We start from the raw sequence: 12,875 nt of genomic DNA on the forward strand, positions 1-12,875 counted from the left end.
TTAGTTCTGCTTTAGTTCTGCTTTAGTTCTGCTTTAGTTCTGCTTTAGTTCTGCTTTAGTTCTGCTTTAGTTCTGCTATAATATTAGCTCTGTATAATCATGCGCGAGTCTGTCTGATCCAGCCTGTGACAGACACAACTACATAGGCAAACACTAACGTACACACCGCAGGCAGCAAACCGGCAAGCCAGCCGAGCCAAGTCAAGCCCATGGCATACCCCATCAGCATAACAAGTGGAAGCAATAACATTCTCACCATAATTAACCCTGCCCCATGCAGCGCATCCGAATCATAATTGACCACAAGCTCTACATACTCCGAGGTCGCCAGTTCATCCCAGGAACGATACAGCATCAGGGTAAGCATAATGACCAATAGTCCACATACGATCACATTCACTGGAAACGGTGGCAGAGCAACCGCTGCTAACGATAGGCCACCCAGCTGCAAATACAATTTCAGCGTAGCGGAATTGCGGAAAAACGCTTTGAATCCAATCTCCGCCGTCCGGTTTGGTATGGAGCGTTTACGCAATAATGGACGTGATTTGCGAAAAACTATCGTGTGCGTTTTTTGAGCCTTGGGTTTGCTCACCGCCTGACTCAACATAAGTGCAGTCAGCCTTAGTCTGGTTCGCAGATCCTCTCGCACATCTCCTTCAAATGTACCCTTCATAAACAATCGCAGCTGCATCAGAGCTACGAGCAGCAGCGAAACGACCGTTATACTCAGACCTATTTTCCACGTCTCCCCAAGCATCCACGTTGATGCGCGAATAGTCGTCCATCCCATAGAAATGACGAGCAAGCCCATTAGAAGCCAGCACCGCCAGCCTGTATATCGAACTTTAATCGTATGTATAGCTATAACCTGAAAGGATGCTGCGGCTCCCAACCAGATACTTGTTAACACAATCTGATACACAGACATCTCATACACACGAACAAGCAGTGGTGCAGCAAGCGCAGTGATAAACATCATTTTCCCCAGTTGTAACCATAACACCCGCAAAAGGCCCCGCTTCATCAATGTTCGCATCCAGAATCGTCTCGACTTCAGAAACAGCACATCGGCTTCCTCCACAAAAAGCAGAACTCCACCCGTCAGAATCACCAATTCAATGATGCCCGCAAGGAAAGGAAACGACAATCCAGTTGCCCATGCTGGCATAGGCTTGGTCCACAGACTGGTAAACCAGCCAACAAAATAGAGCAGTCCCGGAATAAGCAGATACAGCCATACTGTCCAATCCACCACAAGCTTGAAATTGCGCCACTGTTCCCGCAGGTGCTCCTTACGTCTTCTCTGGTATAACAGGTGGGGTGTATAACGTTTATGCTCCATATTCGTGTCCCTCCCCATCATTCCGATGTCAGCATATCAAAACAGTCAAATAACGATGCATCCGGCATGCCCGCAGCAGCACGAATCTCATCCAATGTTCCTTCCGCAGCCGATCGGCCTGAAGCAATCAGAATAAAGCGGTCACAGATACGTTCAGCCGTATCCAGCACATGTGTTGACATTAACACCCCTGCCCCGCGACGTCGTTCATCATCCAGCAGTTTCAGAAAGTCCTTCGTTGCCCGCGGGTCCAATCCGATAAACGGCTCGTCCACGATATAGATATCCGGCGAGGATAGGAAACCGATCATCAGCATCATTTTTTGGCGCATCCCCTTGGAAAAACTGGCAGGAAGATAATTCCGCACATGGTGCATGCCAAATCGAAGCAGCAGTTCCTCTGCTCTCGCCGTAAATATCTCTTCTTCGATTTCATAAGCAGCAGCTGCCAGATCAAGATGTTCCCACAACGTCATATATTCGTAAAAAACAGGCTGTTCGGGAATATAGGCGTACCGCCCTTCCCCGGCAATATTTACATTGTAATCGGCATGCTCCAGCAGACCGAGCAGTGTTTTGATGGTTGTGCTTTTCCCGGCACCGTTAGGTCCGATGATGCCTACCAGTTCTCCCGGTGCAACTTGCATCCGAATATTGCGGATCGCAGACTGCCCCGGTGCGTAACCCGCTTCGCGAATATGTACGTTCAGAATAGGATCAGCTAAAGCTTGTTCTTCTCTATCATCAAATCCACTCATATCCCCACACTCCTGTCCAATCAAGTTTACATTGATGATCTATTGTTATTGTAAAGGAGTTTGGCTACTCATGTTTGATCAATTTGAGCAAAAATTGGGCACAAAAAAACAATAAATCATTATAGTTCATGATTCATTGCTCAGATAACTGGCTAGTCAGATTATTTATTCTCTTCAAAGTGACAGTGAGTATGAATCATGGAAGTAAGTTCTTCAAATGAATACTTGTGATTCACCATATCAACCGTAAAATCCTCAGCTAAGGTCTGTTCCATTTTGAAAAGGATATCATTGTAACGCAAAAATATGACCATTGCCGTAAAGGCTGTCCGCTTGTTAGCATTTTGAAAAGGATGGTTTTGACCCAAAGATTGAAAAATTGCAGCCGCCTTTTCATATACTGTTGGATATGCTTCGTCACCAAAAGCAGATGATTGCGGTCTTAGAACAGCAGATTCAAGCAGATTTGAGTCTTTAACACCAATCTGCTCTCCTGGGCTGTAACGTTTTATCATAGCAACATTAATCGCAATGACTTCCTGGATACTTAAATACCGAACAAGGCTCATCTGTCTTTAAGACCTTTCAAGGTCTGATCATATTCGTCCATAACTGAAGCTAAAGTATCCATAAAATCATTACTAATTCCGTTAGGTAAACTAACCTTGACTGACTTTTTGATAATAATTTCGCCACTCGTTCGATCAACCTCAATTTGAACCATGTCTCCCTGCTCAAGGCCAATCTGCTTGAGGGCTTCTGTCATCGTTATTCCAAGACTATTACCAAACTTCGTTACTTTCCGTTCCATCTCTCTCACCCTACTCATTCAGATTCCTCCTTAATTATATTATTCAATTGTAATAACAATTATACTAAATTCCCACCTATTATACATGACTAAAACAAACAAAAAGAAGCAGGGATTCAGGAGCACCTGCTTCTTTTTGTTACGTTAAAAAACCTTATGACAGCTCTCCAGATACCGCAGTCTTTGACGCAACACCTTCCTCCAAAGGTATCTTTTTGCCTTTAGGCTTGAACAAATACAGAACCCCCAGCAACGTCAGCAGAATACCCGAGCTTACAAACGCCGGAATAACTCCGAAGGAAGTGACCAGCAATCCACCGACCACAGGGCCAAAAATATTGCTTGTTGTCATCACGCTGCCCACGGTTCCAAACACTCTGCCCGTCATTGGCTCCGGGGTTTGTTCCTGCAAAAGGATCTGAAAAGGTACTATAGCAAACCCGATGCCGACACCTGCCAGAGCAAATAATGAGATAAGAAGCAGGTGTGCGCCCAGTCCTGCAGAAGGCCATACGCTAACGACCACACCAGCCGTACCGATGACCAGACCTGTAACGGCGGTGCCCAGACCCATTTTCAAACCGTGGCCTGCAGTCTTCCACTTTCTTACACTCATCGCAGCGAGTAACGTTCCGACACCACTTGCTGCAACACACCAGCCGAGCAGATCACCCGAAATACCCGGAAGCTGCCTGAATAGTACCACAGTTTGTGAATCAGCAAATTGCAGAAACAGAATCGCCGCTGCCAGCAAAAGAAGTGACGTTCCGATATGAGGAAGAGAAGCAAGCATACGAATGCCTTCCAGCGTTTCTTTCCAGAAGGATGATTTACCTTGAGAAGGTGATGCTGACTGTTCCTCTACTCCTGTTACGTCAGAATTTGCCTGTTGGATCACCCGATACCCGGGAATCCATAATAAAATGATGCCCGAGATCAGAAAAGACGAGGCATCCAGTACAAAACACCAGGCAACACCAAATGCTGCGACAAGCAGGCCGCCCAGCGCCGGGCCGATAATTTTGGACATCTGTTCGATCACAGAGCTGATAGATACAGCCTGAGCAAGCTGGTGATGCGGCACAAGCTCCTTCAGCTTGCCGTTCTTGGCCGGGGAGAACACCACATCGAACAGTGATTTCAGAACAAGCAGTACATAGACATGCCAGATCTGATCGGCAAAAATTAACGCACCCACAATGACAATCCGTGCCCCATCGGCGGTAATCATCAGCCATTTTCGATTCAAACGATCCGCCAGCGCACCAGCAAAAGGACCTGTGAGCAGAATCGGCAGTGCCGCAGATAACGTCACAAACGTAATCTCCCACGGCGTAGCATTCCAGCGCAAACCGACCAGTGTAAAAATCGCCAGCAGATGCAGCCAATCTCCCAGATTGGATATCGCCTGTGAAACCATCAGTGTCACGAATGGACGGTTTTGTTTCAGTGAACCCTGTACATCAATTGCGTATTTGCTGCTCATCCCGCTTCTCCTCCATCAATCCCGAATGTTTATTATGGAAATGATTGTATAATAGATTCGCTTGCTGAACCTCATGCCAGGGACGGAGATTATGGGGAACCCGCAGGATGATTTTTCCTTCCCTCGCTTCGCCTCTATTCAAATGTTTAAATATGGCCATATCCCAGGTAAATCTTCATGAATGATCAAATTTTAAATGCTAAAAATGCAAATCTTGTGACATATCGCATGTTTTTCGCTGAAATACAGGTCTACAATAGATTCAAGACGGTGTCCTGCACCGTCAAACGATACGATCCAACTCATATAAGTTGATCTGATCTTATACAGGAACGATGCAAGAGAACCTTTTCCATCACATCAACTTATATAAATACACTGAAAGGCGGGATCAGCATGCTGGAATTACAAGAAATCGGGACCGAGCGTTCACTTCATCTGTACCGCACCTTGGCCCAAACGTTCAAAAGTGTGAATGAACACGCTGTATCTGGAAGTAAAATTCATGGGTTTAATCCGACTGCGTATGGAGTGCTCGAAGTGTTATATATGAAAGGAGCACAGCCGATTCAGCAGGTGGGTGCCCAGTTGCTGCTGCAGAGCGGAAACGTCACCTATGTCATTGACAAGCTGGAGCAAAAGGGGCTGCTTCGTCGCAAGCATTGTCCACAGGACAGACGCATCATTTTTGTCGAGCTGACCGAGGAAGGTCAACGCACGATGGATGAAATCTATCCAGGCTATGCAACCAAGATTGATCGCGCTGTTAGCGGTCTGAGCGAAGAGGACAAGGAGCTGCTGTCCGATCTGCTGGGCAAACTGGCCCATGGTGCAGACAGCTTGTCAGCGAACAGCTGAGAGCAGCATGTATGGCGTAACTTCTTTGCATCTCATGCAGCTCCAGCAGCACTCGGTGCCCTGCTTCATGACAAAGGCTGTCAGCCACCTGAGGCATAAATCAGCCACATGACTCATTCATGCATCTTGCATTGAATGCACCAAAAAACCGGATCGAACCTGACAAGGGCTAATCCGGTTTTTTCATGATCTTTTTTTCACACCACATTCATTCAACCATAGCAAAACGAGCCTTTTATCCTGTTTGTTATATCTGGATTTATACCAATGCACGCCTTCTGTTCCGCAGCCACCGAAATCCGGCTCCAAGAACAATTTTCCAGCCTGCAAACATAAAAGTAATCATAACCATCTGGCGAATTGCACCTGCATACAGGGACACATCTCCTCTATACATAAACACAGAGAACAACATACCGCTTGCCCCCGCCAGCAGGACATAACCAGCCGCTACAGACACAAGCTTCAGTGCAGTTCCATTGAACCTTTGCGCTATAGACACTGATACGGCATCCGTCAGAAATGAAAGCGGAATAATGAGTAAAGCTGCAATTGCGAGATGGATCAGCATGATAATGACTACGGAATACCATAACGGATAATAGTATGTATTCTCCAACCGCTCGGCAACAGGTACATACTCCATGAAAGACGTGATTATGGACAACGAAACACAGGCCAGAATGGCCGCCATAATTCGAACAGGATAGGATACAGGCCGCAGGGCAATCATCAGTGGTTTGCTCAAGTCAGTTCATCCTCCTTTTTCCAGTTCATCATAACAGACCTTTGGCATTAAAAAAAGCAGCTGAGCTTCAGCTGCTTTTTACATTTCTTCCTTTACTGCCTGTACGCTACTTCCGTGCCGCTTCCACCTGTGGCGGTGCATCGGCATCCTCGGGAACGATCAGCCGCTTGCGCAAGGCCATTGTAGTGAGCCACGACACGATCGCAATGATAAACATAATGACAAACAAGGAGTGCAGGCTGCCCTCCAGCACACTGCGCAGCAGCGTCCACTTCTCGTCAGATAACACCGCATCCGTATGCGGCGCAAGCAGGTCGTTCAGGTCCCGCTCCGAGATGCCTGCTGCCGCCAGATTTTGTTCACTCGATAGTGTCGAGATGCGAAAATTAAGCCACGTTCCAAATGCCGCCGCTCCAATGGTCTGTCCAAGCGTACGCATGAACGTATGCAGTGCCGTGGAGGAGCCGCGCTCTTTGTAACCAACGGAAGATTGAGCAATAATCGTGAAGATTGTGAAGGCAAAGCCGAAGCCGAGACCGTAAATAAAGGTCAGAATAAACAGCACCGCCTGCGGAGAAGTTCCGCCCACCAGGAACAGACCACCTGAACCGACAGCAATGCCGGTAAGCCCGATTAACGAGGTCAGGCGTGATCCGATTTTGAGCAGCAGTCGTCCCGCCAGCACGCTGCCGATCAGCCAGCCGACCGACATCGGCGCGAGCAGCAGCCCGGATTCGGTTGCATTGCCTCCCCGAACCCCTTGCACCCACAGCGGCAGATAACTGGTCAAGCCGATCATCAATGTGCTGGTCAGCAGGCCGGCGATATTCGCCACCCGGATGTCCCGGATACGGAACAGATGGAGAGGAACCATCGGGGCCTGGGCTCTTTTTTCCACAACAAAAAACAGGATCATAAACAAGACAGCAACGAGGCTAAGTCCTACAATTAACGGAGAACTCCAGGCATAATACTGCCCGCCCGCCGACAAAACAAAGAGCAGTGCAGTGATGCCCACAGTAAAGGTCAGCGCCCCCATATAATCGATTTTAGCGGTGCGTGGTGAGATGTCCTCCTTCAAATAACGGAATACAAACCACATGGCAAGCAAGCCAAAGGGTACGTTAAATCCGAAAATCCACTGCCAGCCGAGGTTGTCCACAAAATAACCCCCAAGCAGCGGCCCAACGAGAGACGAAATGCCCCAGACCGAGCTGATCCAGCCCTGGATTTTGCCCCGTTCCTCAATGCGATAAATATCTCCGATAATCGTAAACGTCACCGGCACTACCGCTCCCGCACCAATGCCCTGAATGGCACGATAGATGATCAATTGCTCCATATTCTGTGCCAGACAGCACAGGAGTGAGCCCAGCAAAAACAAGGCACAACCGATGAGGAACACCGGTTTACGTCCATACAGGTCACTGATCTTGCCAAAAATCGGCGTGCTTACAGCCATCGTGAGCAGATACGCGGTAAAAATCCAGCTCAGCAGCTGCACACTCCCCAGCTCACTTACAATCGTTGGGCCGGCTGGACCGATAACCGTACCTTCAATGGCGGATAGAAACGTTGCCAGCAGCAAACCCGCCAAAATAAAACTGCGCTTCAAGCCTCCTGATGTATTCACTCAAACCCTTCTCTCTTTAATCTTCTATATATAATTAAAAGTTGATTTAACTTTCTACTCCGAACACAGAACAAGCTTTCGATCACAGTTATCCCCAGATTTTTTCATCTCTATTTGTAAGGAGAAATCCGGTGATAAAGGTGAACGTTCCACTTCTCCAGCTTTGTTCTGTTTCTTCGTTACTGTGTAATCTCAAAATAAATTATATATCACTTACTACCTTTTTTTATTACGAAGAAACTCATCATATAACAGGGAGTACATTACCATGTCCTTGTATCCTGTAGACGTATGCTGCACCTGTCGCAGCAAGCCCTCGCGGGTGAACCCCTGACTTGTCAGGAACGAACCTGAAGCTGCATTGCGCGGGTCCACGAGGGCTTCGATCCGGTTCAGCCCCATCGTCTCATAACCGAAGGGCAGCAGCGCTGTGAACGCCTCGGACATATAGCCGTACCGCCAGTAATCACGTCCAAGCTCATATCCGATCTCACCACGGAATGCTCCCTCCAGCTGCCAGGTATTGAACCCGCAGCTTCCAATCAGTTTGCCCGTATCCTTCAGCTCGATGCCCCACCGCAGGGCATCCTCTTCCCCTGCCATATGGTTGAGCAGGGCAATCATATCAGCAGCCTCGCTTGTGCCGATCATTGGCGCGAGATTCATATACCGCGTTACTTCCCGGTCAGACCAGTGCACGAACATCTGGGCGGCATCTTTGCGGCGCATTTTGCGCAGACGCAGCCGTGCTGTCTCAAGCTCGGGAATTCTTCCTTTACATCTATACATCACCTGACACTCCGATCCGATCCTTCTCTTGCAGACCATAAGATTCATTAGCCATCTAACCATAACCTGCACCAATTGGCAACTGTTCACTCTTACATATGTCGTCATATCCAATCATATCAAAAAACCGGGCGCATCGGCTCCCGGTTTTGATGTACGTTAATCTGGTGCGGCATTACGCTGGAGAGGCCTTTTTGCTGTCCGCAAGCAGTTCCTCGCTAACTCGTCCAAGCACAGCAAGGATTTCCTTATACTCCTCGATGCCTGTCCCGGTCAGGCTCCACTGATCTCCGTGGGCAGTCAGAAAATTCTCCTGTGTCAGATGTTCAAGCTCCTGCTTGATCTCACGCTCGCCAACGCGGTATCCGCGTTCCTCTAACATGGGCAGCGCATCGCTTACAGTCAAATCCTCACGTTGGGCCAAATATAGAAGATGAATTCGTACAAACAGGTTCTGTACTTCTGCATGCATAAGCTAAGCTCCTTCCCGGGTTGTAGCCCTTCTTGGTTGCTAAGTAATTACCCCGCGAAAGAAGGTGAGAAACAGGAGTATACATCGGATGTTGTCTCATTCTGTCATCTCTTTCCAAAATCATTCCGCTTGACTAACCGCATCCACTGCACTATCTTGAAAATAAGTACCATTTTTGCTCGGGAGGGTGATTCACCATGTTTCAAGCTGTTTCCTATGAAGGAACACGAAGCGAGCAGCACACCGCCGTCCTGGGACAGTTAAGTGCTCTGATCCGCGATGAACCTAGTGCGATTGCCAATCTGGCTAACGCTGCTGCGCTGCTCAATGTATTTCTAGCCAACACCAACTGGGTCGGATTCTATCTCTATGATGGAAAAGAACTGGTCCTCGGACCGTTCCAGGGATTGCCTGCCTGCATCCGTATTCCGCTTGGACGCGGAGTATGCGGCACATCTGCTGCGGAGAGACGTACACTTGTTGTGGATGATGTGCATGCTTTTCCAGGCCATATTGCTTGTGACGCTGCATCCAATAGTGAGATCGTTGTTCCGATGATCAAAGACGGACAATTATACGGGGTGCTCGATATCGACAGCCCGATCAAAAGCCGTTTTGACGATGAAGATCGTATCTTCCTGGAAAAAGCGGTCAGCCTGCTCGTGGAGCAGCTGTAAACCGTTCGATTCATCGATCGTTCATTATGATGTATTCCAAATGAAGGACTCGTGCTCGCGTCCGCTCACCACAACGTGGTGATCTTTATATGTAATAAGCAAAAAGCGCAGCCTATCTAACAGGTCTGCGCTTTTTGTTGCTATGTTCATACCGATGTTCTTGCCCGCCCATCTTAATTTATGCAACTAGAAGAGATCATGTGCGCCTTCAAGACAGATCCTGTGCCGCTTTAATAATCATTCCCTCTCGCAGATACTCAGCCAGTCTGGGATGATAACCGTCATACATGCTGCGGAAATCCTGATGCTCCACATACAAATCAGCCAGATCCCGATAAATCTCAGGTGTAGGGGTGTAATATCCTTTGATCCATTCAAGATGTCTTCCAATAATCTGCTGCACCTCAGGGCTGCCGGGAGCGAGATCAAGCTCCATTGCCTGCTTCAGATCGAGATGAATCTGATCGATCTGGGCCTGGGAGTTCAGGAAATCCTCTTTGGATTTCAGCTCCATTTCCTCGGCAGGAAGATCATTTTCCGGCACTGGTTCAAGAAAATGCTCCGTCTCGCCAGCCTCCGGCAGCAAAGGATAACTTGTGTGTTGTACGAAGCCATGATACAGCTCATGCGCTTCGATCTCCCGCTCTCCTTGCAGATACGAGACCGTTTTGTCCAGCGTCTGAATCAGACCGTGCAGGCGCAGAGCCTCCTCCAGCAGATGCATGCGATGCTGCTGCATCACACGCACGATTTCCACAGAGTCCTCCTTGAGCATAGGGCCCATCTCTTTCTCCGGCACCCCTGCTTCCTTGCAGAACATAATTTGCTGAAGCTTCAGCAGCTCCCTTTTCTCATAATACATGTCCTCATCCAGTCCGCGAAAAGCAGGGGACAGCAGCCCCAGCTCCGCATAATGACTTAACTCGTTCAAGCTCACACCGGACATTCCGGATACATCGGTCATCGAATACGCCATAATATCACCTCCTGCCTCTAATTTGTACTCTGTATGCTCCTCTGCCACCTTCTGCTATTACATCAACCTGATAAGGTTTAAATGAACACACTGTACATCCTTTATCCATAAAATCTCATTTCACATCTAATATCTATAAATTCTCTTTTTAATCTAAAACTTCGTTCAGCTTGAACGCATACTTGCATCTGAAGTTGTATTTGTTTTTGATCCTCACCTACAGAACGGGCTCCTCAGGTCATGCTTGTGAGTATCCGAATCTGTGAAGATTTACGCAGTAAAACAGATACTTGCAGCAGATGTTACCTAATTAATACCCTTCTCCATCGATGTGAACCCGCAGTCACTGAACAATATGATGTATTTTTGCAGACAGTTTTGTGATCCTTTCTCTCTCCGTTATCTAATTCCTGGATCAGGGAATCATGGATTGATGCCAAAAAATCCTGCACCCAGAAGACAGATGCAGGATTGCGTTACTATTGCAGTTAAAAGTTACCTTCCAGCGAGACAATCGCTTAATTTTTGTTAAACATGACAAACTTCAGCTCGGTCATCTCTTCCGCTGCATACTTCACACCTTCACGCCCGATGCCGCTCTGCTTCACCCCGCCATAAGGCATATGATCCACACGGAATGTGGGAATATCATTAATCATGACACCGCCTGCTTCAATCTCATCCACGACCCGGAGCGCCGTTTGAATGTCATTGGTGAACAAGCCTGCCTGAAGTCCGTACATGGAGTCATTGACATGCTGTATTCCTTCGTCCACCGAAGCGATCGGATTAATAATCACAATTGGCGCAAAAACCTCCTGACAGGATACCTTGGCATCACGCGGAACGTTCACCAGCACGGTTGGACGCAAAACGCCTCCTTCAGCCTCACCGCCTGCCGCAAGCACTGCACCTGCCTGCTTCGCTTCTTCGATCCACTCCAGTGTACGCCGCACATCCTTGGACGTAATGAGAGCAGAGACAGCGGTATCCTCATGCAGCGGATCACCGATAACCACCTGTTTGGCCGCTTCGGCAAAACGCTCTATGAATTGCTCGGCAATATCCTGATGCACGTAAATACGCTGCAGCGATATGCATACTTGACCTTGATACGTAAAAGCCCCTGTCACACAACGCGGGATCACCTTGTGCAAATCAGCGTCCTTGTCGATAATAACCGCTGCATTGGAGCCCAGCTCCAGCGTTACACGCTTGAGGCCTGCTTTGCCGCGGATACTTTTACCTACTGCGGGGCTGCCAGTAAACGTGATATATGCCACATCAGGATGTTCGACGAGCACATCACCTATGGTTTTGCCATCACCGCTCACCACATTCAGTGCTCCATCCGGCAGCCCGACCTCTTGAAGCAGGCTTGCAATATAGTACGCAGACAGCGGTGTCTGCTCTGCAGGCTTCAGTACAATCGTATTCCCGGCAGCCAGCGCGGGTCCAACCTTGTGTGCTACCAGGTTCATCGGAAAATTAAAAGGTGTAATCGCGCCGATGACTCCGATCGGCTGACGCATGGTATAACCGACCCGGCCCTCGCCGCCTTTGGCTGCATCCATAGGAACCGTCTCACCAGTAAGCCGTTTCGCTTCCTCGGCGGCAAAACGGTATGTCTCGATCGTGCGGTCAATCTCGGCTCTTGCCGCAGCAATCGGCTTTGCCGCCTCCAGTGCTACGATGCGAGCGGCCTCTTCTTTGCGCTCCTCCAGCATAGCGGACAGCTTGTACAGCAGCTCCGCACGTTGATGCGCAGGCATCTGACGCATCGTGCGGCGAGCCTGTACAGCCGCCGCAATAGCAGCCTCGGTCTCCTCTGCCGAGGCTGAAGCCACCTCTGCCAGCGTCTCACCGGAATACGGAGCCTGTAGTGTTGTATATTGTGTTGATTCGGTGTGCTTGCCGCCGATAAACAGATGTTGTTTTTTCATAAGCTGCATCCTCCATTCCTATTGCTGTGATCCCTGCGTAACACCTACTCTAGTTATACACCATTTCAGACCCATCCACCCAGTTCGCGAACTGAAAGAACATTTGTATCCTGCTCCGTGCTGCACCCTTGAGAATCGGATTCCGGGTACACTTGTATGGCGAGATGTCAGGTGCGGGGAATGGAGAGAGAGTGTGTGTGATGGAACACAGCGCACTCGTCATGGGCAGCTCGGAAGCTCAGACCCCGGGAACCGCGGTTGGATGCTTAACTCAAGCAAATTTCCACGCTAACGATTCACAAAACACTAGCCATGCAAATAACCTAACATTATAAATTAATATTTTTAGCAATTCTCTTTAACAGTGAAATAAAGAATA

Annotated in this window: 13 protein-coding genes; 2 read left to right on the forward strand and 11 right to left on the reverse strand. The window is 48.5% G+C overall.

Annotation, left to right across the window (positions count from 1 at the left end):
• Positions 1 to 97: 97 nt before the first annotated feature.
• The 5 genes from ACQSGY_RS30480 to ACQSGY_RS30500 form a co-directional block, all read right to left on the reverse strand.
• A complete protein-coding gene (locus ACQSGY_RS30480; RefSeq protein WP_427182358.1) occupies positions 98 to 1,345 on the reverse strand; it encodes an ABC transporter permease in 1,248 nt (415 codons plus the stop codon).
• A 17-nt stretch (positions 1,346 to 1,362) separates the two neighbouring features.
• Entirely contained in the window at positions 1,363 to 2,103 is a 741-nt protein-coding gene (locus ACQSGY_RS30485; RefSeq protein ID WP_427182360.1) for an ABC transporter ATP-binding protein, read from the reverse strand.
• 161 nt (positions 2,104 to 2,264) lie between these two features.
• Positions 2,265 to 2,672 carry a type II toxin-antitoxin system death-on-curing family toxin gene (locus ACQSGY_RS30490; protein WP_427182361.1) on the reverse strand — a complete coding sequence of 136 codons (408 nt, stop codon included), beginning with the start codon at positions 2,670 to 2,672 and terminating at the stop codon, positions 2,265 to 2,267.
• A complete protein-coding gene (locus ACQSGY_RS30495; RefSeq protein ID WP_184189733.1) occupies positions 2,669 to 2,932 on the reverse strand; it encodes an AbrB/MazE/SpoVT family DNA-binding domain-containing protein in 264 nt (87 codons plus the stop codon). Before ACQSGY_RS30495 ends, ACQSGY_RS30490 begins: the two co-directional genes overlap by 4 nt.
• 136 nt (positions 2,933 to 3,068) lie before the next feature.
• Positions 3,069 to 4,400, reverse strand: coding sequence for an MFS transporter (locus ACQSGY_RS30500; RefSeq protein ID WP_427182362.1), 1,332 nt, complete (start codon positions 4,398 to 4,400; stop codon positions 3,069 to 3,071).
• 396 nt (positions 4,401 to 4,796) lie between these two features.
• Here ACQSGY_RS30500 and ACQSGY_RS30505 point away from each other — a divergent pair, with 396 nt between their 5' ends.
• Positions 4,797 to 5,258, forward strand: coding sequence for a MarR family winged helix-turn-helix transcriptional regulator (locus ACQSGY_RS30505; protein WP_184189737.1), 462 nt, complete (start codon positions 4,797 to 4,799; stop codon positions 5,256 to 5,258).
• Between the two features lie 259 nt (positions 5,259 to 5,517).
• Here the strand turns inward: ACQSGY_RS30505 and ACQSGY_RS30510 are convergent, their stop codons facing one another.
• The 4 genes from ACQSGY_RS30510 to ACQSGY_RS30525 form a co-directional block, all read right to left on the reverse strand.
• Positions 5,518 to 6,006 (reverse strand): hypothetical protein, encoded by a 489-nt coding sequence (locus tag ACQSGY_RS30510; protein ID WP_427182364.1) that lies wholly within the window; start codon positions 6,004 to 6,006, stop codon positions 5,518 to 5,520.
• 106 nt (positions 6,007 to 6,112) lie between these two features.
• A complete protein-coding gene (locus ACQSGY_RS30515; RefSeq protein WP_427182369.1) occupies positions 6,113 to 7,621 on the reverse strand; it encodes an MDR family MFS transporter in 1,509 nt (502 codons plus the stop codon).
• Between the two features lie 234 nt (positions 7,622 to 7,855).
• Complete coding sequence (locus ACQSGY_RS30520) at positions 7,856 to 8,428, reverse strand: GNAT family N-acetyltransferase (protein WP_145406338.1); 573 nt, start codon at positions 8,426 to 8,428, stop codon at positions 7,856 to 7,858.
• Positions 8,429 to 8,603: 175 nt separating this feature from the next.
• Entirely contained in the window at positions 8,604 to 8,900 is a 297-nt protein-coding gene (locus tag ACQSGY_RS30525) for a hypothetical protein (RefSeq protein ID WP_426334016.1), read from the reverse strand.
• A gap of 197 nt (positions 8,901 to 9,097) precedes the next feature.
• On the opposite strand from ACQSGY_RS30525, the gene ACQSGY_RS30530 reads away from it, so the two are divergent.
• Entirely contained in the window at positions 9,098 to 9,577 is a 480-nt protein-coding gene (locus ACQSGY_RS30530) for a GAF domain-containing protein (protein ID WP_427182366.1), read from the forward strand.
• 208 nt (positions 9,578 to 9,785) lie between these two features.
• Here ACQSGY_RS30530 and ACQSGY_RS30535 read toward each other — a convergent pair whose 3' ends face one another.
• Both ACQSGY_RS30535 and ACQSGY_RS30540 read right to left on the reverse strand, forming a co-directional pair.
• Positions 9,786 to 10,553: a MerR family transcriptional regulator gene (locus tag ACQSGY_RS30535; RefSeq protein ID WP_427182367.1), complete on the reverse strand. Its 768-nt coding sequence runs from the start codon at positions 10,551 to 10,553 to the stop codon at positions 9,786 to 9,788.
• A 518-nt stretch (positions 10,554 to 11,071) separates the two neighbouring features.
• Entirely contained in the window at positions 11,072 to 12,496 is a 1,425-nt protein-coding gene (locus ACQSGY_RS30540) for an aldehyde dehydrogenase family protein (RefSeq protein WP_427182368.1), read from the reverse strand.
• Positions 12,497 to 12,875 lie beyond the last annotated feature (379 nt).

The organism is Paenibacillus sp. TC-CSREp1, assembly GCF_050171015.1.
Classification (GTDB): Bacteria; Bacillota; Bacilli; order Paenibacillales; family Paenibacillaceae; genus Paenibacillus; species Paenibacillus silvae.